This is a genomic window from Mycobacterium sp. IDUB_24, from assembly GCF_055419385.1.
In genome coordinates this window covers 863572-883906 of record NZ_JBVAXO010000002.1, presented here as the reverse complement: position 1 = coordinate 883906, position 20335 = coordinate 863572, and the positions used below count along the sequence as shown (strand labels likewise).

14 protein-coding genes are annotated in these 20335 nt (G+C 66.7%); 3 read left to right on the top strand and 11 right to left on the bottom strand.

The window, feature by feature from the left end; all coding sequences use genetic code 11:
• Positions 1–34 precede the first annotated feature (34 nt).
• The 6 genes from pks2 to mutA form a co-directional block, all read right to left on the bottom strand.
• Positions 35–6313 (bottom strand): sulfolipid-1 biosynthesis phthioceranic/hydroxyphthioceranic acid synthase, encoded by a 6279-nt coding sequence (gene pks2 / locus ACZYZF_RS11925; protein WP_463745855.1) that lies wholly within the window; start codon positions 6311–6313, stop codon positions 35–37.
• A 929-nt stretch (positions 6314–7242) separates the two neighbouring features.
• Positions 7243–8508, bottom strand: coding sequence for an esterase/beta-lactamase LipL (gene lipL, locus ACZYZF_RS11920; RefSeq protein WP_463745854.1), 1266 nt, complete (start codon positions 8506–8508; stop codon positions 7243–7245).
• A 74-nt stretch (positions 8509–8582) separates the two neighbouring features.
• Entirely contained in the window at positions 8583–8921 is a 339-nt protein-coding gene (locus tag ACZYZF_RS11915; RefSeq protein WP_463745853.1) for a DUF4333 domain-containing protein, read from the bottom strand.
• A gap of 25 nt (positions 8922–8946) precedes the next feature.
• Complete coding sequence (gene meaB, locus ACZYZF_RS11910; protein WP_463745852.1) at positions 8947–9918, bottom strand: methylmalonyl Co-A mutase-associated GTPase MeaB; 972 nt, start codon at positions 9916–9918, stop codon at positions 8947–8949.
• 40 nt (positions 9919–9958) lie between these two features.
• On the bottom strand, positions 9959–12220 hold the full coding sequence (scpA, locus tag ACZYZF_RS11905; protein WP_463745851.1) for a methylmalonyl-CoA mutase: 2262 nt from the start codon (positions 12218–12220) through the stop codon (positions 9959–9961).
• Between the two features lies 1 nt (position 12221).
• The gene (gene mutA / locus ACZYZF_RS11900) at positions 12222–14099 is read right to left on the bottom strand and encodes a methylmalonyl-CoA mutase small subunit (RefSeq protein WP_463835796.1); all 1878 of its coding nucleotides are present in this window, start codon (positions 14097–14099) and stop codon (positions 12222–12224) included.
• Positions 14100–14237: 138 nt separating this feature from the next.
• On the opposite strand from mutA, the gene ACZYZF_RS11895 reads away from it, so the two are divergent.
• Positions 14238–14993, top strand: a complete 756-nt coding sequence (locus tag ACZYZF_RS11895) for a TVP38/TMEM64 family protein (RefSeq protein ID WP_463835795.1) — start codon at positions 14238–14240, stop codon at positions 14991–14993.
• Between the two features lie 11 nt (positions 14994–15004).
• Positions 15005–15481 (top strand): nitroreductase family deazaflavin-dependent oxidoreductase, encoded by a 477-nt coding sequence (locus tag ACZYZF_RS11890; protein WP_463835794.1) that lies wholly within the window; start codon positions 15005–15007, stop codon positions 15479–15481.
• 12 nt (positions 15482–15493) lie between these two features.
• On the opposite strand, the gene ACZYZF_RS11885 is transcribed toward ACZYZF_RS11890, so the two are convergent.
• From ACZYZF_RS11885 to ACZYZF_RS11870, 4 genes are all read right to left on the bottom strand, one after another.
• A complete protein-coding gene (locus tag ACZYZF_RS11885; protein WP_463745847.1) occupies positions 15494–16120 on the bottom strand; it encodes an RES family NAD+ phosphorylase in 627 nt (208 codons plus the stop codon).
• Positions 16117–16644: a hypothetical protein gene (locus ACZYZF_RS11880; RefSeq protein ID WP_463745846.1), complete on the bottom strand. Its 528-nt coding sequence runs from the start codon at positions 16642–16644 to the stop codon at positions 16117–16119. The genes ACZYZF_RS11885 and ACZYZF_RS11880 overlap by 4 nt, the downstream gene beginning before the upstream one ends.
• Positions 16645–16719: 75 nt before the next feature.
• A complete protein-coding gene (locus ACZYZF_RS11875; protein ID WP_463745845.1) occupies positions 16720–17916 on the bottom strand; it encodes an SPFH domain-containing protein in 1197 nt (398 codons plus the stop codon).
• 41 nt (positions 17917–17957) lie between these two features.
• Positions 17958–18392 carry an NfeD family protein gene (locus ACZYZF_RS11870; RefSeq protein WP_463745844.1) on the bottom strand — a complete coding sequence of 145 codons (435 nt, stop codon included), beginning with the start codon at positions 18390–18392 and terminating at the stop codon, positions 17958–17960.
• A 57-nt stretch (positions 18393–18449) separates the two neighbouring features.
• Here ACZYZF_RS11870 and ACZYZF_RS11865 point away from each other — a divergent pair, with 57 nt between their 5' ends.
• Complete coding sequence (locus tag ACZYZF_RS11865; RefSeq protein ID WP_463745843.1) at positions 18450–19307, top strand: hypothetical protein; 858 nt, start codon at positions 18450–18452, stop codon at positions 19305–19307.
• Here ACZYZF_RS11865 and ACZYZF_RS11860 read toward each other — a convergent pair.
• Positions 19304–20335: a ferrochelatase gene (locus tag ACZYZF_RS11860; protein WP_463745842.1), complete on the bottom strand. Its 1032-nt coding sequence runs from the start codon at positions 20333–20335 to the stop codon at positions 19304–19306. The two genes, ACZYZF_RS11865 and ACZYZF_RS11860, sit on opposite strands and share 4 nt — an antisense overlap.

Genomic DNA, 20335 nt, shown 5'->3' with positions numbered 1-20335 from the left:
CGTGACTCCTCTATAAACTCAACCGAATTCGGCATCAAGCCGTCGGTGTCAGCTCCGTGTCGGCATTGGCGATCAACTTCTCGCACAGCTTGTCGGCGAGCCCACGAACGGTCGTGATGTCCGCCGGGCTGATCCGCACCCGGGTTTCGGTCTCGATCCTTGTACGTACCTCGAGGTTGCCCAGCGAGTCGATGCCGTATTCGGCCAGCGGACGGTCGGGGTCGATCGAACGACGCAGCAACACGCTGATCTGGTCGGAGACCAGACGGCGCAACCGCGAAGGCCATTCGTCCTGCGGAGTGGCGTACAGCTCGGTGAGGAAGCCGCTGGCGTCGGAATCGCCGGAACTCGCGGGACGGAACGATTCGGCGAACGGGACCCGCTTGGCGAAGTCGGCTAGCCAGGACACCCCCACAATCGGCGTGTAGCCGGCGTATCCACGGTTGTGCCGCAACATCGTCTCGAAAGCATGGGCACCTTCGTCGGGCGCGATCGCCGAGTCGGAGGCTTCGGCAAATCCGGTGCCCTTGCCGATCTCGGTCCACGCACCCCAGGCGATGGCGCTCGACGGCAGTCCCTCACTTCGTCGCCACCGGGTGAATCCGTCCAACCAGCTGTTGGCCGCCGCGTACGCACCCTGCCCGGGTGAGCCGACCAGGGCCGCGGCCGAGGAGAAGCAGCAGAACCAGTCCAGCGACTCCGACCGCGTGGCGTCATGAAGGTTCCACGCACCCACAGCCTTTGGCGTCCAATCTCGGGCCACCAGGTCATCGGTGATGTTGGCCAACGTGGCATCTTCGACGACAGCCGCCGCGTGCAGGACACCCCGTAGCGTCAGTCCGGTGGCCGTTGCCGCCGACACCAGCGCCGCGGCAGTGGCGGGGTCGGCGATGTCGCCGGTGACCACCTCGACCTCGGTACCGAGAACCCGCATCCGGTCGAGATCCGCCGTCGCTTCGGCGGAGGGCTGGGACCTGGCGTTGAGCACGATCCGGCCGCAGCCGGCCGACGCCATCTTCTCGGCGAGGAACCGTCCCAGGCCACCCAGTCCGCCGGTGATCACGTACGCCCCGTCGGCTCGGAAGACCGGTGCGTGTTCGGGCGGCACCACCGCCATGTCAGAACCCGACTCGGGGATCTCCAAGACGAGCTTGCCGGTGTGTTCGGCCGCACCCATCAGTTCCATCGCCGCCGTCCATTCGGTCAACGGATAGGTGCTGACCTCCGGGAGCGGCAGCGCGCCGTCACCGATCTTGCCGAACACGTTCTGCAGTACGCGACGAACCGCGTCTGGCCTGCGTTGGCTCAGCGACGACAGATCGACCGCGTGGAACGACAAGCCGTCTCGGATCATCGCCGGCGTGAGGGTGGCATCACCGCGAACGTCGGCGACTCCGGTCTCGATGAACCGGCCGCCGAAGGCGAGCAGTTCCAGGCCGGCACGTTGCGTCGATCCCCCCGCCGAGTTGAGGACGACGTCTACACCGTATCCGTTGGTGTCACGTCTGATTTCGTCGGCGAAGCTCAGCGTGCGCGAGTCGTAGACGTATTTGATGCCCATGTCGCGCAACAGTTGTCGACGCTCCGGACTGCCCGCGGTGGCGAACACCTCGGCTCCGCTCTCGCGTGCGACCGCGATCGCAGCCAGACCGAGACCACCGGTCGCCGAATGGATCAGCACCTTGTCCTGTGCCGATATCCGCGCCAGCTCTCGCAACGCGTACCACGCCGTGGCATGCGCGGTGGGTACTGCGGCGGCTCTGTCCATCGCCAACCCGGCGGGCAGTGCGACGGCAAGGTCGGAGGCACACGTGACGAACGTGCCCCAGCAACCTGTTGCTGCCACACCGGCCACCCGATCGCCGATCTTGTGGTCGGTGACATCGGGGCCGACCGCCGTGACAGTTCCGGCGAAATCACGGCCCAGCGTTGCGGATTGCTCGGCCAGACCTGGGTACCGGCCCGAGGCCGCCAGGATGTCGACGAAATTCAGGCTCGACGCGCTGACCCGCACCTCGATGCACCCGGCCTCGGGCGCGGTCCGCTCAAAGGTGGTGAGCTCCAGGGAACTGAAATCCCCTGGGGTACGGATGCTCAGGCGGACGGCATCGGTGGACATGTCGACAATGGTTGAGTGCCGCTCACCGGCGGCAAACGGGCTGGCCCCCAGCCGCGCGGCATACCACTGACCGTCACGCCAGGCGGTCTCGTCCTCAGGACTTCCCGCGAGTAGTTGGCGGGCAATGTCTTTGGGATCGGTGCGCTCATCGACGTCGATCTGAGTCGCACGCAGTTGCGGCTGCTCGTTGCCGATCACGCGGAGCAATCCGCGCAACCCGATCTGGTCGAGGTTGAGTGCGTCGCCGGGTAGCACCGCCTGCGCGCCACGCGTGACGAGATGGAGGCGAGGCGCCTGATCCTCGACGTCGATGAGTTCACGCACGATGTGAACCACACGCTGGACCAGCTCAAGACCCCGGGAAGCCGATTGCCGGTCCCCCGTTGCCGCCGCGCCGGCCAGGACCAAGGCCACATCGCTGTAGGCCTCTGCACCGAGGTGTTTGCGCAGCGAATCGGCATTGGTCGGTTGGTTCGCCCCTTCAGACCAGACCACCGTCGACACGTCACCGAGATCGGGTTCGAGTGCATCGGCCAACTCGGTGGTCAGCAGATCCGAGGCGTCGGACGTGATCAACAACCATTTGCCCGTCCCGGATGTCTGCGCCTCCGGCAGGTCCTGCTCGTGCCACTCGACGGCGAGCAGCCGCTCATTGAAGATGCGTTCCAGATGACCGCTTTCGGACATACCGGTGCCCAACCGCAGGCCGCGAACGCTGAGCAGAACGTCGCCGTCCTCATCGAGGAGGTCGAGATCGGCTTCCACGTTGGCGGGGTCGGCGTTGGTGACCTGGAGCAGGCAGTAATGCGCCGCACGGGTAGAACCGGATGCGCGCAGGCTCTTCACACCCAGAGGGAGCAGCAGACCGCCGGGGGCCTCACCTTCGGCGTACGCCGCCACGGACTGGAAGCACACGTCGAGCAGGGCCGGATGGATCTGGTAGGCACCCTGTTGGGACCGGATGGCACTGGGCAGGGCCACCTCGGCCAGGACACTGGTGACGGGCCCGTCGGCGGTGTATGCCGCGGCCAGACCAGAAAACGCAGGACCGTACTGAATCCCTTTGTCCCCGAACCATTTCCGCAGCGCGTCCCCTTCGACGCGACGGGGATGGGTCGCCTTGAGTTCGGCGAGATCGTGCCGGGCCGGGGCATCGGAGCGCTCCACCTCGACGATCACCGCCGCCGCACGCCGGATCTGCTCGCGTTCCCCGGCCGTCTCGACCAGGAATTCCACCGCGCCCTCGGGGTTCACCTTCGCCTCGGCCGAGATCACGGTCTCGTCGTCGAGCAGCAGCATCTGTTCGAAGGTGATGTCACGCACCTCGCAGGCATCGCCCAACAGTGAGCGGCCCGCCGCCAACGCCATCTCGCAGTACGCGGCACCCGGAAGCGCAGCCACGTTGTGAACCTGATGATCGGCCAGCCACGGCTGGGCGTCGACACCGACGTCGGCCTGCCAGACGTGGCGCTCGGGATCCTCGGGAAGGACGACATGCGCCCCCAGCAACGGATGGACGCTGAGCAGATGTCCACCGCCCGGAAGGTGCTCGCGTGCGTCCCGGCTGACGGTCAGGGGCAGGCGAGTCCAGGTGGGCAGTGGCGCGTCGGCGAGGGCGCCCGACGGGTACAACGTCCCGAAGTCGACGGCGGCACCTGCACTGTGCAGGTCGCCGACGTACTGCAGCAGACCGGAGGGCATCTCGGTCTCGCGTCGCATACTCGGCAGTGCCGCGATGTTGATGTCCAGGCTCCGGGCAACCTGTTGGGCCGGGTGGACCAACAATGGGTGCGGGGCCAGCTCACCGAACACCCGGTAACCGTCTTCGAGAGCGGCCTGCACCGCGGCCGAGAACCGCACGGCGTGGCGCAGATTGTCGACCCAGTAGTCGGCGTCGGTGTAGGGCTCGTCGCGTGGGTCGTAAGAGGTTGACGAGTAGTACGGCACCGTGGGCGTGAGCGGGGTCAGGTCAGCGAGCACCTCGGCGAGATCGTCGAGGATCGGGTCGACCTGCGGCGAGTGCGACGCGACGTCAACCGCGACCTCGCGGGCCATGATGTCGCGCTGTTCCCAGTCGGCGACGAGCTCTCGGATGCGTTCGGTGGTCCCGCCGACCACAGTGGACTTCGGCGATGCGATCACCGAGATCACCACGTCCTTGATGCCGCGCGCGGCAAGTTCGGACAACACATGCTGTGCAGGCAGTTCGACTGAGGCCATGGCACCCGAACCCGAGATGCGGGTCATCAGTGCCGACCGCCGGCAGATCACGCGCACAGCGTCCTGCAGCGACAACGCGCCCGCGACCACGGCGGCTGCGGCCTCGCCCATGGAGTGGCCGATCACCGCTCCGGGCTGCACTCCCCTGGACTTCAGTGCGGCAGCGAGTGCGACCTGCATTGCGAAGATCGTCGGCTGCACCCGGTTGATGCCCTCGACCGGCTCGGAATCCGAAATCGCCTCGGTCACAGAGAATCCCGACTCTGCGGCAATGAGAGGTTCCAGTTCGGCGATGGCCGCCGCGAAGGCTGGCTCGGTGGCAAGCAGTTGCGCACCCATCCCCGCCCACTGCGAACCCTGGCCGGAGAACAACCACACCGGTCCGCGCTCGCCGGTCCCGACAGCCGGCTCGTAGACCGCATCGCCCTCGGCGACCTCGCGCAGCGCCGCACCGAGTTCGTCGGTGGTCGCCGCGGTCACCGTGGTCCGGAACGGCCGGTGGGCCCGGCGCCTCGTCAGCGTGTAGGCCAGATCCGGCAATGGCTGCTCGCCGGCCTCGTGGATCAGCCAGTTGGCCAGCCGGCCCGCGGTGCGACGAAGTTCGTCGGCCGAGGTGGACGACACCGGGAACATCATCGGCTCGCCGTCACTATCCGGCGCACCGGCCGGCTCAGACCCGGCAGCGGGCGCCTGCTCGAGCACCGCGTGCACGTTGGTACCGGACAACCCGTAGGACGACACGGCCGCGCGGCGCGGGTGTTCCCCGTCGACCGGCCACGGCATCAGATCGGTCGGGACGACCAGTGAGCTGTTGAGCCGGGCCATCGCCTCGGGCAACTCGGTGAAATGCAGGTTGGCCGGAACGGCACCGTGCTGCAGGGCGAGGACGGCCTTGATCAGACCGATCGCCCCGGATGCCGACTGGGCGTGCCCGATGTTCGTCTTCACCGACCCGAGGGCGCACGGGCCCTCGGTGCCGTAGACCGCGGCCAAACTGGCGAACTCGATGGGATCGCCGACGGGTGTTCCGGTTCCGTGGGCCTCGATCATGCCTACGGTGACCGGGTCGACCCCGGCTGCGGCCAGTGCAGTGCGGTAAACCGCGCTCTGCGACTCCTCCGAAGGGGTCGCGATGTTGATCGTGCGGCCATCCTGGTTGGCGGCGGTCCCGCGGATCACGGCCAGTACCCGGTCACCGTCACGCTCGGCATCGGCCAAACGCTTCAGCAGCACCATCGCGACGCCCTCGCCCGAGACGAACCCGTCGGCGCCGACGTCGAACGCGTGGCAGCGACCGGTGGGCGACAACATTCCCTGCGCCGAGCCGGCCACCATCTTCTTCGGGTCGAGCAGGAGCGAAGCGCCGCCGGCCAGGGCCAGGTCGCTCTCCGACTCGTGCAGGCTCCGGCACGCCATGTGAATCGCCAGCAAGCCCGATGAGCACGCTGAGTCGACCGTCAGCGCGGGTCCGTGCACACCCAGTGCGTAGGCGACGCGGCCCGACGCCAAGCTGAAGTTCGTCCCGGCGAAGCCGTAGGCACCGTCGAGCGCGTCGGCCTCGGCGGCGACCATCTGGTAGTCGTTGTGCGTCATGCCGAGGAAGACGCCGGTCAACGAACCGGAGATGTCCGCCGGGGCCAGGCCCGCGTGTTCGAGGGCCTCCCACGACGTCTCGAGCAGGAGTCTGTGCTGCGGATCGATGGACGGCGCCTCGCGCTCGCCGTAACCGAAGAAGTCTGCGTCGAATCCCGCGACGTCGTCGAGGAACGCACCCCACTTTGACACCGAACGACCAGGAACTCCGGGCTCCGGATCGTAGTACTCGTCAGCATCCCAACGATCGAGCGGAACCTTCGTGACGAGGTCGTCACGCCGCAGGAGGGCCTGCCAGAACCCGGCCGGTGAGTCGATCCCCCCGGGCAGACGGCAGCCCATGCCGACAACGGCAATCGGGGTGACTGGTGTCTCGGCCAAGTTGGCTCACCTCTCTCGATGCGATCGATCAGCAAAGCGTCGATCAACATACTTAGAACGCGGAAAAGAATGTGCGCTACGTCGCCCACGACGCACGGTACCGAATCCCCGTATCCGGTTCGAGTCGTTGCCAACGCGGGTCCGTAGCCTAGCGCGTGACCCAACCAGATGTTGGAAACACCCGATCGCAAAAACGTTCATGCGTTCGCTGCGCCGACCAATTCTTGAGAAATGGCAGCACCGGCCAATTTCCCCAGCGAGACACCGGATAGTTGTCGGCGATGCCGCTGTGAACCGCTAATCCCGCTGTCGCACAGCGCTATTCGTGATCCTGTTGCGCACCGCCGCCCCTCGGGACGAATTATCCCGCTAACTAACAGTGAACCGATCTCGGATCCGAAAGCACATTTTCACAGGTTGTCCATAGTTTGAAAACGGTGTTCAGTTCATCACTCACAGTTAATTCGTAGGCTGCCTGTCAATAGTTAGCTGGCTACCCGCACGCAAACTACCGAAACCGTAGTTGAACCGAATTCATGTTCTGCCGGTTGGATGCTCGGTAATGGTACGAATGTGTACCCAAATGACACATCAGCTAATGGTCATTGTTGACTATGCAACCTCATAACCAGCATTGATCACCCGGACCGGCCAAAGTGTCGCAACCCCCGGGACATCGGCGTACCAAACTTCGGGGCCGGGACGGGCCGTTTGAGATCCAGCCCACGCCGAAGCTGGATGCGTGACAGAAACCACATTCTGTTCACTGAGGCAAAGAAACCGAGGTTAACGGTGGACATGCGCTGCAATGCCGGGAGGATCGTCCCATTACTGGGACAATATGTGATGTATATCACTGCAGGTAGAAGCGGTACGGCGATGTTCCGGCCGGGCGATCAACCCCCCGCAACGAACAGAGCCGACCAGGACTAGCCCGCAGCGGGCTTGGGGAGCTCGTACGGTGACGCACCGAGATCCGGCACGGCCTCGAATCCGCGCTCACGTGCGCGAGCGACATCCTGACGAATCAGCGCGTTCAGGCCGACGAAGGCAGCCATGTCCAACACCATCGGTGTCAGCAGCCGGTTGTGCACGAATCCGATCGCCAGCCCGCTGGCCGGGTCCGCCCAGCCGACCGACCCGCCGAGTCCGACATGGCCGAATCCCGGCATGATCCCGAACGGCACCGAGTGATACCCGAGGTGGAAGCCCAGCGGCACCCCGAGATTGCGGTCCGCGCGTAAACCGGACGGACCGGCCAGACCGGCCACGGTGCGCTCGGACAGGTAGTCGACGCCACCCAAGCGGCCCTGGTTGGCGATGGCACCGTACATCCGGGCCAGGCCGCGGGCTGTCGCGACACCGTTGACGGCGGGCGCCTCGGTGTCCAGGAACGGGGTGTCGCCCTGAACCAGCGACATCACTCCTGGGAAGTACATGGAGCCGAAGGCGCCCGAGAAGTTCAGTCCGGCGACGCGCGGCGCCACGAAGTCGAAGACATGGTTGGGCCACCGACGTTGTGGAACGAGGATCTGTGCGGCCCGAGTCGGGGCGTCTGCGGGCGGACGCCCCAGGTGCAGACCGTCGGTGCCCAACGGCTCGGCCAACTCGATGCGGAACAGCTCACGCATGCCCTGCCCCGTCACCGCGCGCGCCAGACCCGACAACAGCCAGCCATAGGTGAGCGCGTGATACGCGGACTTGCCGAACAGAAGTGCGTTCACCGGAGCCGCCGCGACCCGGCTCTCCATCACTCGGTGATCCAACAGATCGGCTTTGCTGACGCCGTTGAGCTGAGACAGGCCGGCCTCGTGCGCCATCACCTGACGCACTGTGACCGCGGATTTGCCGTTGGCCCCGAATTCAGGCCAATATTCGCTCACCGCGCCGTCGTATTCGATCAGACCGCGGTCGACGAGGCGGTGGATGACCGTCGAGGCCATACCCTTCGTCGCGGAGAACACCATCGCACCGGTATCGGCCGACCAGTACTGCGTCCCGTCACGGTCCGAGTAGCCGGTCCAGACATCGACGACCGGTTGTCCGCCTTGGAGGATCACCAGCGCGCCGCCGCCGTACTTTCGGCCCGGGAACAGTTTCGAGAAGCCTCGAACGGTGCAGGAGAAGTTCCTGTCCGCCGCGCCCTGGACGCCGTGTGGAAGCGCCTCGTCGCGCTCCCCGTTGTGATCGGTCACACACTCGAATTTACCTGGAACCCCGGCAAATTCCATAAGCGTTACCCACCTGTTAGCCCAGATGGGCCGCCCGCTCACGAGGTCGGCTTGTCGTCCACCTTGAAGTCGACATTGACCTTGCCGGACTCGACGGCCTTGACCGTAGCCGTAACGCCGTACTTGCTGCCGTCCTTGGCTGTCAGCACACAATGTTGAGTCGCCCCGACTTTGCCGTCGATGCCGTCGTCGCAGGTCACAGACTTGGCCTTGCGCTTGGCCGCGGCTTCCAACTTCTCTTTCGCCATGGTTTGCAGCTTGGTCTTGGCCACCGTGGGCTGTACACCGGTCGACGCGCCGCCACAGCCGGTCAGCAGCACTGGGCCGACCATCGCGGCAGCTGCCAACACACGCAGTTTCGCCTTCACGTCCCTCATCTCTGGTCAGCCCAGCCTTTCACTTTCAGTCGGCCGCGTCGAGAATTTCCTGCGCGGCCAAGGCCGGAGTGAGTTCCCCCTCGCGCACCCGGCGCTCCACCTCGTCGCGGATGCTGCGCACACCGGGATGCGACATCACGCGGTCCAGCACGGTGTCGCGCACCATCGACCAGGTCCAATCGACCTGCTGCGCGCGACGCCTGGCCTCGAACTCGCCGGCCTCGGTGAGCACCTTACGATGCTTGAGCACTGTCTCCCACAGCTCGGTCAGGCCATGTCCTTCGATCGCACTCATCGTGAGAACCGGTGGCCGCCACAGCGTTTCGCGGGGATAGATGAGGCGGATGGCGCCCGTCAGTTCGCGGGCGGCAGCCTTGGCCTCGATCGCATGCTCGCCGTCGGCCTTGTTGACGACGATGACATCGGCGAGTTCCAGCACGCCCTTCTTGATGCCCTGCAGTTGGTCACCGGTGCGGGCCAGGGTGAGGAACACGAACGTGTCGACCATGTTCGACACCGTGACCTCGGACTGCCCCACCCCGACCGTCTCCACGAGGATGACGTCGTAGCCGGCCGCCTCCAGCAGGACAATGGTCTCCCGGGTGGCCTTGGCCACTCCACCGAGCGTCCCGGACGTCGGCGACGGCCGGATATAGGCATCCGGATGGACTGCCAGACGGGCCATTCGGGTCTTGTCACCCAGGATCGAGCCACCGGTCCGGGTGGACGACGGGTCCACCGCCAGGACCGCGACCCGGTGTCCGGCCTCGATGAGGTACATGCCGAGGGCTTCGATCGTGGTCGACTTGCCGACTCCGGGCACCCCGGTGATACCGATGTGCTGCGCCTTGCCTGCGTCCGGCATGAGCTCCAGCAACAACTGTTGGGCCTGGTCACGATGGTCGGCCCGGGTGGACTCGACCATCGTGATGGCCCGCGCCAGCGCGGCGCGGTCCCCCTCGCGGATGGCCGCCGCCAGTTCAGGAACCGAAGTCATATCCCGGGTCGCTCCGCTCCTGCCCTCCGAACGGAAGCCACTACTGGCTCAGCTGGTAACCGAGCCGCTGCGCCAGCTTCTGCAGCAGACCGATGGCGGCATCGGCGATCACGGTGCCCGGCGGGAAGATCGCGTTCGCCCCGGCCTCGTACAGCTCGTCGAAATCCCCGGGCGGGATGACCCCGCCGACGACGATCATGATGTCGGGACGGCCGACCTCTGCCAACGCGTCACGCAGCGCGGGCACCAAGGTCAAGTGCCCGGCGGCCAGCGATGACACCCCGACCACGTGAACATCGTTGTCGGCGGCCTGGCGGGCCACCTCCTCGGGGGTCGAGAACAGCGAGCCCACGTCGACGTCGAAACCGATGTCGGCGAATGCCGTCGCAATCACCTTCTGACCACGGTCGTGCCCGTCCTGACCCATCTTGGCCACCAGGATGCGCGGACGGCGGCCGTCGGCCTCGGCGAACTTACCGACCAGCTCCGTGGCAGTAGACATTCCGCCGACCTTTCCAGCTCCCCCAATTTCGTCGCGGTAGACGCCCGAAATCGTACGGATCTCAGCCTGATGCCGCCCGTAGACCTTCTCCAGCGCATCAGAGATCTCGCCGAGGGTGGCATTGGCCCGAGCCGCATTGATCGCCAGGGCCAGCAGGTTGTTGCCCAGCCCGTCCTCCCCTGCCGAGCCGGAGGCCTCGGCGGCGCGGGTCAGCTCGGCCAACGCAGCCTGGGTGGCCGACTCGTCGCGGTCGGCTCGCAGCTGCTGCAGCTTGGCAAGCTGTTCGGCCCGCACCCGGCTGTTCTCGACCTTGAGCACCTCGATCTCTTGATCCTCGGTGACCTGGTACTTGTTGACGCCGATCAGTGGCTGTGCGCCCGAGTCGATGCGGGCCTGCGTACGGGCGGCGGCCTCTTCGATGCGCAGCTTCGGGATTCCGTCGCTGATGGCCTGCGCCATGCCGCCGTGCTCGGCGACCTCTTTGAGATGGGCTCGCGTGCGCTCCGCCAATTGGTACGTCAAAGACTCCACAAAATACGAGCCGCCCCACGGATCGATCGGCCGAGTGGTGCCCGACTCCTGCTGCAGCAGCAGCTGAGTGTTTCGGGCGATCCGCGCCGAGAAATCGGTGGGCAACGCCAGCGCCTCGTCGAGCGCGTTGGTGTGCAACGACTGGGTGTGGCCCTGGGTGGCCGCCATCGCCTCGATGCAGGTACGGGCCACGTTGTTGAACGCGTCCTGCGCAGTCAGCGACCACCCCGAGGTCTGCGAATGGGTACGCAGGGAGAGCGACTTGTCGTTCTTCGGGCCGAACTGGGCCACCAGCTCACTCCACAGCAGCCGGCCGGCACGCAGCTTGGCGACCTCCATGAAGAAGTTCATGCCGATGCCCCAGAAGAAGCTCAGCCGCGGCGCGAATTTGTCGATGTCCAGCCCGGCGTCCAAGCCGGCCTTGATGTACTCGACACCGTCGGCCAGCGTGTAGGCCAACTCCAGATCGGCTGTCGCCCCGGCCTCTTGGATGTGATAGCCCGAGATCGAGATGGAGTTGAACTTCGGCATCTTGGTGCTGGTGTAGGCGAAGATGTCCGAGATGATCCGCATCGACGACTTCGGCGGATAGATGTAGGTGTTGCGGACCATGAACTCTTTGAGGATGTCGTTCTGGATGGTCCCGGCCAGCTTCTCCGGTGGCACCCCCTGCTCCTCGGCGGCGACGACGTAGAGCGCGAGGATCGGCAGCACGGCACCGTTCATCGTCATCGACACACTCACCGTCGACAGGTCGATGCCGTCGAACAGCTGGCGCATGTCGAGGATGGAATCGATCGCCACCCCGGCCATTCCGACGTCACCGGCCACCCGCGGATGATCCGAGTCGTAGCCGCGATGGGTGGCCAGATCGAATGCCACCGACAGACCCTTCTGACCGGCGGCCAGGTTGCGTCGGTAGAACGCGTTGGATTCGGCGGCGGTGGAGAAACCGGCGTACTGACGGATGGTCCACGGCTGGTTGACGTACATCGTCGGGTACGGCCCGCGCACGAAAGGCGGTGCGCCGGGGAAGGTGTCGAGCGGGTAGCCCGCCGCGGCCGCGTCGTCCCGGTCGGCAGAGATGTAGACCGGCTTGACGTCGATGCCCTCGGGTGTGGTCCACGTCAGCTGTTCAGGAGCGTAGCCATGGGCCGCCGCAGCCTCGGCGACGTGCGCCTCGACAGCCTCTGGAGTGGCAAGCTCACCCGTGCCTTCGCCGTGCAGCGGTACGTCCGCAAAACTTCCGATTCCAGTTGTGGCAGTCATCTCAGGCCCCCAGTCCGGTGAGCAGGTTCGACAAAGCTTCGACCGCATCGATCTTGGCGGTGAGGTATCCGTCAGGCTTCGAATCAGCCTCGGCGACAGCCTTTTCCGGGCCGGCAAGGAGCACCTGACGCACGCCGGCGGCGTGCGCGGCAGCCACTGCGCCGGACGCCTCGGCGCCGTAGCGGGCGTCGGTGCCACACAGCACGGCCACCGCCGGGGCACCGGCATCGGCCACCGCGGCGGCGACCGCGGCGGCGACCGCCGCTGCGTCCAGGGGCCCGGGGTTGACCGCCTCGATCCCGCCGGAGGCCAACAGGTTCGACGCGAATGTGGTGCGGATGTTGTGCTCGGCCAGCGGCCCCAGCGGCAGCAGCAGGACCCTGGGTCGCGCTCCGTTCGCATCCAGGAAGGCGTCCGAGCGGTCGCGCAAGGCCTCGAATCCGGCCGCGTACCGAGCGATCGACGACGCCGAACCACCTTGCGGGAGCGGCTTTTCGTCGAGGTTGGGGAATTCGTTGACACCGGTGATCGCGGTGCGGCGGTGCGCGATGTCGGCACTGCGCCGAGCAGCGACCTCAGCGATCTGGGCGGCGATGTAGTCGCGGGCCGCGACGAATCCGCCACGCGCCTCGATGTCCTGGAAGTGCGCCCAGGCCTGCTCGGCGAGCTGAGCGGTCAGATCCTCGACGAACCACGAGCCACCCGCCGGGTCGAGCACCTGACCGATGTGCGACTCCTCCAGCAGCAGCAGTTGGGTGTTACGGGCGATACGGCGGGCGAAGCTCGCCGATGTCCCGTCCAGTCCGCCCGGAATCGCCGCGTCGAACGGATGCACCTGCACGGTGTCGGCACCCCCGACGCCCGCCGAGAAGGCGGCCAGCGTGGTACGCAGCATGTTCACCCAGGGATCACGCTGGGTCATCATCGGCAGCGAGGTCACCGCGTGAATCCGGGCGGCGCCGGAGGCGCCGACCACCTCGGCGACCCGCGCCCAGAGCTGCCGCGCGGCGCGCAGCTTGGCGATTGTCATGAACTGGTCGTCGTCAGCGGCGTAGCGGAAGCTGATCTGCCGCAACGCATCCGGTGTGGCAACCCCGCCGTCGCTGAGGATACGCAGGTAGGCGACCGCCGCCGCGACCGATCCTGCGAGCTCCCAGGCCGCGCTGGCTCCCAGGTTGTGGAACGCCGGACCGTCGACGGTGATTGCCCGAACCCCGCCGGCGTAATCACCGAGCTTGGCAACGGTGGCCGGCAGGTCGGCCTCGTCCGTGGCGGATTTCCCCGACAGCGGTGCAGTCAGCGGGTCGGCTCCCAGGTCGATCGACAGCCGCGAGCGCTGGTCGTCGTCAAGGTCTGCGAGCAGTGGCAACACCGCATCGGCGATGGCGGACGCGTCAGCCCCGGTGTTCGCAACGGGTTCGAAGATGACCGGCACCAGATCCAGGAAAACGCCGTCGAGCAGGCGGTCCAATTCGCTGACGGCGATACCGCCCTCGTGGCCGACCCGCAGGGCGAGGGCGCTGGCCCCTTCGGTCAACGCCACCAATACGGCACCGTTGACGGTGCCGACCTCGGTACCCGCGACAGCGGGGAAGCTCTCCACGACCTTCCAGCCGGACTTCACGTCACGCAGGGCGTCTCCGCCGCGCACGAACGGCCACTGCCCCGGCAGAGTTGGCTCGGGGCGCGCGTCGAGCCTGGTGTAGAGCGGCCGGATGGCGAAACCCTCGTACGTCTGTGAATCCAGTAGGCGTTCCGGCTCGGCCGGCAGATCGGCCACGTCCCGCCGACTGCTCTTGGCCAGCACGCCGGCAACCGCCGTCCGCCACTGTGCGCGGTCCGACTCGATCGCACTCGTCCCCTGTAACGACACCCGCATCTCCTGTTATCGCAGCGTGTGACATACCCACTCGCGCTAAAGGCTAAATGATCGCCATCACGGCCCTGACCGCTGGTAGGTGGAATCACGGCCGCGCCCAGCGGAGTTCCCCGCCCGTGGCCCGTACTGTTGTAAGACATGAAACCCGTCGTCAGAACCCTGCGCATGGTGCGCGCCGCGGTGCTCACGACGGCTTCCCAATTGCCGACCAGGCGGATCGTGGGGCTGCTGGCCGGCATTGTGATTCTTGTCGCAGTTGCCGTGCTGGTTCCGTTGCCGACGGCGATGCAGATGCGGGACTGGGCCACCTCGGTAGGTCCGTGGTTCCCGCTGGCCTTCCTCTGTGCCCACATCGTCGTGACCGTCTTCCCATTCCCCCGCACTGCGTTCACCCTGGCCGCGGGCCTGCTGTTCGGGCCGGTACTGGGCGTGGCGATCGCGGTTGTGGCCAGTGCGGTGAGCGCCGTGCTCGCGTTGTTCTTGATCCGCGCGGCCGGTTGGCAGCTCAATCGGCTGGTCCCCCATCCTCGGATCGACATGCTGGATACCCGGCTGCGCCGGCGCGGCTGGCCGGTGGTGCTGTCCATGCGGTTGATCCCGGCAGTGCCGTTCTCGGTGCTGAACTACGCGGCCGGCGCCTCTGCAGTGCGGGCCCTGCCCTACACGCTCGCGACGCTGGTCGGCTTGTTCCCCGGCACGGCGGCCGTCGTCATTCTGGGCGACGCGTTGACCGGGAACATCAGCCCGGCGCTGGTTCTGGTGTCGGTGAGCACCGCCGCGCTCGGGGTTGCCGGCCTCGTCTACGAATGGCGCCTCCACCACCGCGAACGTGCGCGTCTGCACGCCGACACGCCGCCATCGGTGGGCATTGCACGCACGCTCACGGAACCCTGAGGAGTCAACGGATGGCCGCGCTGCCCGATTTCGGTGCCAAACTCCTTCGCAACCGCCGGCTCGTGCGTGCCCCGATCTGGCTCTACCGGATGCGGGCCGGGGCACTGTTCGGCGCGAGGATGATGATGCTCGAGCACATCGGTCGCACCTCCGGCGCACGTCGCTACGTCGTGCTCGAAGTGGTGGGCCGGCCGACCCCCGACACCATCGTCGTCGCCTCGGGTTTCGGCGCAAAGGCCCAGTGGTTCCGCAACGTTTCCGTCAATCCGCAGGTCCGGGTGTGGCTCGGTAGCCACCGCCCGGCCCCCGCTGTCGCGCATGTACTCGACCAACAGGCCGTCGACCAGGTACTGGCGGATTACCGCACGCAGCATCCGAAGACGTGGGACCAGTTCAAGCTCGTCCTCGAACAGACGCTCGGTCAACCGATCACCGATACGAACGCACCGCTGCCGATGGTGGAGCTGCGGTTGCAGCCCCGCCGCTGATTCCCCGCCTTCCTAGCCGGGTGGAGGTTGGATGCGCACCTGACGCCGGGTGGGCCGATGCGCGACGACGATACCGACGGTCACGCAGGCCTGCACGCCACCGGTCGGTGACGGGTCGACGGCCCAATCACGTTGTCCCGCATCCTCGAACAGGGCGACTGCATTCGCGCCGGCGCCGGTGCTGAACCGGGTCTGATAGCGAATTCCGCTGTGACGCCCGGTCGCGAAGAAGGCCGCCGCCCAGGCTTGCGGCAGTTCATAGACCGGGCACGTACCGATCTCGCGGGTCATGCCGACGAACGAGGCCGCCCGCGGCGAACATGTGTTGGCCAACCATCTGGGGGCCGGCACCCGCACCCTCGACAGCGCGGTGCGGGCCGCTGCCTCGAACGTGACCACGCCCTGACGCACCAGGTCGTGACCGAAGCGCTCCCGCAACGCCGTCGTGACATCGGTTGCCAGATAACAGGTTCCGTTCGGCGGGAGCAGATCGAAGCGTCCGGTCAGATCTGAGGAGAACCACCACGGCGACCTGTCCACGGTGTGGGCCCGGTACAGCTGATGGTCTGTGCGTAACCGGGACCGGGGGAACCCGGCGACATCCGGTGGTGAACCGAGTGCGGGCCGTTGACGGCTCATGCGCTCCAGCTCGCGGCGGTCTCCCGCGCCATCTCGATCACCCGTTGCGGATCTCCACCGCGGCGCAACCAGTCCGCGGGGCAGGACCCGTCGAGTCGGTCACTGGGCGCCCGCATCCACAGCGCTGCCATCCACGGATCGTCGGTGCCCTCGGTCAGCACGGTCAGCACGTCGCGCAGCGAGGGAATGGTGGCGCCGCTGTCCAGAAACTGCCACGTCGGGTACACGACCCCGCCGTCGTCGAGCGGACAGGCCAGTACCGCGTACCGCGCGACCTTCTGGTGCAGCGCCTGGCGGGTGACACCGAGCCAGCGGGCCAGCCCTGCCGTGTCGTAGAACGGCCCCGTGATCTCGTCGAACACATGCCCCAGCGGCAACGCGGCGACCATGGCATCGGCGATCTCCTCCGGGTCTCCGAATGCCTCCGGGCCGAGGCTGGCCTCGTCGGCCCGACGCAGCCGCTCATGGACCTTCCGGCTGACCGACCGCATGATCTGACGCTCGAACAATGCGAGATCGGTCATCGAGGCCTCCCAGGTGCGTCAACTCCGTCAAGTCTACTGCGTCAAGGAGGTCAAGCAAGGCTGCCAACCCGATGGCTATGCGCGGTGTGCGCCGCCATCCAGCTCATTCGGCGGGAACCCGGACGGATTCCCCAATGACTGCTGCGGTGGTGCGGCACCCAGCGGCGGCGCGGTGGCCCGTGCCGCTTCCTCGGCCTTCGCCACGGCCCGCGCGATCTCCGGGTCGGTTTCGGTGTTGAACCATCCGGCGACCTCGTCGCTGTCATCCTCCGGCTTGGGCAGATCCTGCTCCACCGGCGGTGGGGTGTAGCGGAAGACCCCGTCCTCGCCGGGCGCCCCCAGCATCTTGGTGAATCCCTGCAGGGCCGAACCGAAGTCACTGGGCACCAGCCACACCTTGTTGGCCTCGCCCTTCGCCATCTGCGGCAGCGTCTGCAGGTACTGGTAGGCCAGCATCTCCGGTGTCGGCCGTCCCGCCTTGATCGCGGCGAAGGTCTTCTCGATGGCCTTGGCCTGACCCTGGGCCTGCAGATACTGGGCAGCCCGTTCACCCTGGGCGCGCAACATCCGGGACTGCCGGTCGGCTTCGGCCGCCAGGATCGCGGCCTGCTTGGCCCCCTCGGCGGCCAGGATCTGCGACTGCTTCTGGCCCTCGGCCTGTTTGATCGACGACTCCCGCACACCCTCTGCGGTGAGGATCATGGCCCTCTTGTCGCGGTCGGCCTTCATCTGCTTTTCCATCGACTCCTGGATCGAGGGTGGCGGGTCGATGCTGCGCAGCTCGACCCGCGCCACCCGCAGCCCCCAGCGACCTGTCGCCTCGTCCAGCACACCCCGCAACTGGGCGTTGATCGAGTCGCGTGAGGTCAGCGTCTGCTCGAGAGTCATCCCGCCGACGACGTTGCGCAGTGTCGTGGTGGTCAGCTGCTCCACACCGACGATGTAGTTGCTGATCTGGTACACCGCCTTGGCCGGGTCGGTCACCTGGAAATAGACCACGGTGTCGATGTTGAGCGTCAGGTTGTCCTCGGTGATCACGGGCTGCGGCGGAAAGGACACCACCCGCTCACGCAGGTCCACGCGTGCCCGGATCCGATCGATGAACGGCACCAGCAGCGTCAGCTGACCACTGACCGTGCGGCTGTACCGGCCGAGACGCTCGATCACCGCCGCCTCGGCCTGCGGAATGAGCGCAACCGACTTGGCCACGATGATGATCGCGAACACCACAAGCACAAGCAGCAAGATCAGCCCGGCTACGGCACCTTCCATGGTGAATCCCTCCTGAGGTACTGAGTCGTTTTGCAGAGCTACTACATCGTTCTGAAGACCACCGCGGTGGCGCCGTCGATCTTGACGACGGTCACGTGATCACCCGGCTCGTACACATCGTTGTCGTCGAGAGGCCGCGCCGTCCAGATCTCTCCGTCGAGCTTGACCTGCCCCTCGTGCTGCGCCACCCGGTCCAACACCAGTGCGGACTTGCCTTCCAGCGCCTTGACCGGTTCCGGAAGTCCCCGGCCGGCCTCGAAACGGCGCCGCAGCGTCGGCCGAACCAGAACCAGCAAAAGGACGGAGACCACGAGAAAGACCACGCCGTCGGCCCAGAGCGGCAGGTCGAACAGCCAACTCGATCCGGTCGCGGCCAATGCACCGCCGGCCAGCATGAGCAGGAACATGTCGCCGGTCAGCGCCTCTGCCCCGGCGAGTCCCAGCGCCAGGATGAGCCAGATCAGCGGAAGGGGCATACGGACACCCTAGCGAATCCGACCTCATCGGCGGCCGACAATTACACTGCCAGGATCATGTGGTGTCCAAGTGCAACTCTTTCGATGTGGGCCAACGCCTGGCTCGCGGGCGCAGCCGCGCCGGACGACGTCCTCGACGCGTTATCCCAGTGGGCACCAATGCATTCTGTGACTGCCTATGACTCGCAAGCCGCGGTCCGGACCGGGCTGCCCTGGCCTGAGTTGGAAGACTCGGGTTCGGTGTCGTTGCTGCAGACCCTGCGCACCGCCGTCGGCAGGTCCGGCACCAGGCCCTCCATCAGAGTCGCCCTCCCGGTGCCCGGCGATGTCCGCGGACTGCCCGCCGGTTCGCAGTTTCAGCGCGATGCACTGACCGTGGGTGAAGCGGTGCTGGTGACCCATGACGAGCTCGACGGCGTCGGGCTCGTGCCGGAGTTCGAATACTTCGAATTTGACGACGTGGAAACCGAATCCACGTTCGAGCCCGAGCCTCGGGCACTGTCGTGGACCGTGTACTCACTGCCCGTTCTGCCGCCGCCTCAGCACTACGATCTCGGCGAGGCCGAGTATGAGTTGCGCTCAGCCGTGCGCTCGGCCGCGGACACGCTGGTCGCATTGCGGGCCGGTATCGGTGTGGATGTCGACGATCCCCGCGGCATGGTCGAGGACATCCTCGAAGCCGGACGGCTGCACCACATCCCCGACCACGCCCCCACCCGGGCCGTGCGGGTGCTGGAGAACGCCGCCCACGTGGAAGCGATCATCACCGTGAGCTCTGGCCTGATGCCGATCGGCCTCCAGAGTTCCTCGGAGGTTCAGATCGCCGGCGACGCCATGCGGCCGCTGGCTCAGGTGGTGCGCTCGGCACGGTTGGCCGCGCTCGAGGCCATTCTTCAATCTGCTTGGCGTGACTAGCTTTTCGTGCCGCAGCAGTACGGTGAGCACGGTGCGCCGTTGACGCTGGATCCGTAGCCGGCGACCGGATCTGGGCCCGCTACCCGCAGGGGTGCCGCACCGGTACGCAGCTCGTCGATCAGCCCGGCGGCCAACTGCGCGAAACGCGGATCCGCGTTCGGGGTACGCGCCCGCGCGAAGGCCACACCGGCCTGTTCGGCCTGCAGTCGCAGCTCGTAATCCAGATCCCACACCACCTCGATGTGGTCGGCGACGAACCCGATCGGGCAGACGATCACTGCCCGGGTTCCCTTCTGGTCCAACATGGTCAGGTGATCAGCCACGTCAGGCTCCAGCCACGGTATTCGGGGCGGACCCGACCGCGACTGCCAGACCTGGTCGTAATCGTCGTAACCCGCGGCGGCGGCCACCAGACGCGTCGCGTACTCCACCTGACGGCTGTAGAGCCGCGGGCCGTGGCGTTCATCGGCGGCGATGGGAATCGAGTGGGCGGTGAACACCAGCCGGGCCTCATCCCGCAGTTCGGCCGGCAATGTGGCGGCCGCTGCCGCGATCGAGTCGGCGAACATCTCCACCAGGAGCGGGTGGTCGAAGTACTGGCGCAGTTTGACCAGCTCCGGTGCGGTCGCACCTGCCGCGGCGCGAGCCCGGGCGATGTCCTCGACGTACTGGGTGCAGCCGGAATACCCGCCCCAGGCCGACGTGGTGAACACCGCCGCCCGCCGAATGCCGTTGTCGCGCATCGCCGCAACCGTGTCCTCGACGTACGGTTCCCAATTCCGGTTGCCGAAATAGACCGGCAGGTCGGGCAACTGCAACCTCAGCTGCTCGATCAGTGCCCGATTGATCCCGTTGATCGGCGACACCCCACCGAAATGCAGGTAGTGCTCGGCGACGTCGGCCAACCGCTCGGCCGGGATTCCGCGCCCCCGGGTGACGTTCTCCAGGAACGGCATCACCTCGTCCGGCGCCTCCGGTCCCCCGAAAGACAGCAGCAGGACAGCGTCGAAGGAATCCGGGCGTTCCAT

Bases quoted from the DNA above. Each gene is read 5' to 3' on its own strand.
- ACZYZF_RS11880 (WP_463745846.1), bottom strand. From the start codon at position 16,644: ATGACCGATCTCGCATTGTTCGAGCGTCAGATCATGCGGTCGGTCAGC.
- ACZYZF_RS11915 (WP_463745853.1), bottom strand. From the start codon at position 8,921: ATGAGGGACGTGAAGGCGAAACTGCGTGTGTTGGCAGCTGCCGCGATG.
- scpA (WP_463745851.1), bottom strand. From the start codon at position 12,220: ATGACTGCCACAACTGGAATCGGAAGTTTTGCGGACGTACCGCTGCAC.
- ACZYZF_RS11895 (WP_463835795.1), top strand. From the start codon at position 14,238: ATGAAACCCGTCGTCAGAACCCTGCGCATGGTGCGCGCCGCGGTGCTC.
- ACZYZF_RS11865 (WP_463745843.1), top strand. From the start codon at position 18,450: ATGTGGTGTCCAAGTGCAACTCTTTCGATGTGGGCCAACGCCTGGCTC.
- meaB (WP_463745852.1), bottom strand. From the start codon at position 9,918: ATGACTTCGGTTCCTGAACTGGCGGCGGCCATCCGCGAGGGGGACCGC.
- mutA (WP_463835796.1), bottom strand. From the start codon at position 14,099: ATGCGGGTGTCGTTACAGGGGACGAGTGCGATCGAGTCGGACCGCGCA.
- ACZYZF_RS11860 (WP_463745842.1), bottom strand. From the start codon at position 20,335: ATGGAACGCCCGGATTCCTTCGACGCTGTCCTGCTGCTGTCTTTCGGG.
- ACZYZF_RS11885 (WP_463745847.1), bottom strand. From the start codon at position 16,120: ATGAGCCGTCAACGGCCCGCACTCGGTTCACCACCGGATGTCGCCGGG.
- ACZYZF_RS11875 (WP_463745845.1), bottom strand. From the start codon at position 17,916: ATGGAAGGTGCCGTAGCCGGGCTGATCTTGCTGCTTGTGCTTGTGGTG.
- ACZYZF_RS11890 (WP_463835794.1), top strand. From the start codon at position 15,005: ATGGCCGCGCTGCCCGATTTCGGTGCCAAACTCCTTCGCAACCGCCGG.
- ACZYZF_RS11870 (WP_463745844.1), bottom strand. From the start codon at position 18,392: ATGCCCCTTCCGCTGATCTGGCTCATCCTGGCGCTGGGACTCGCCGGG.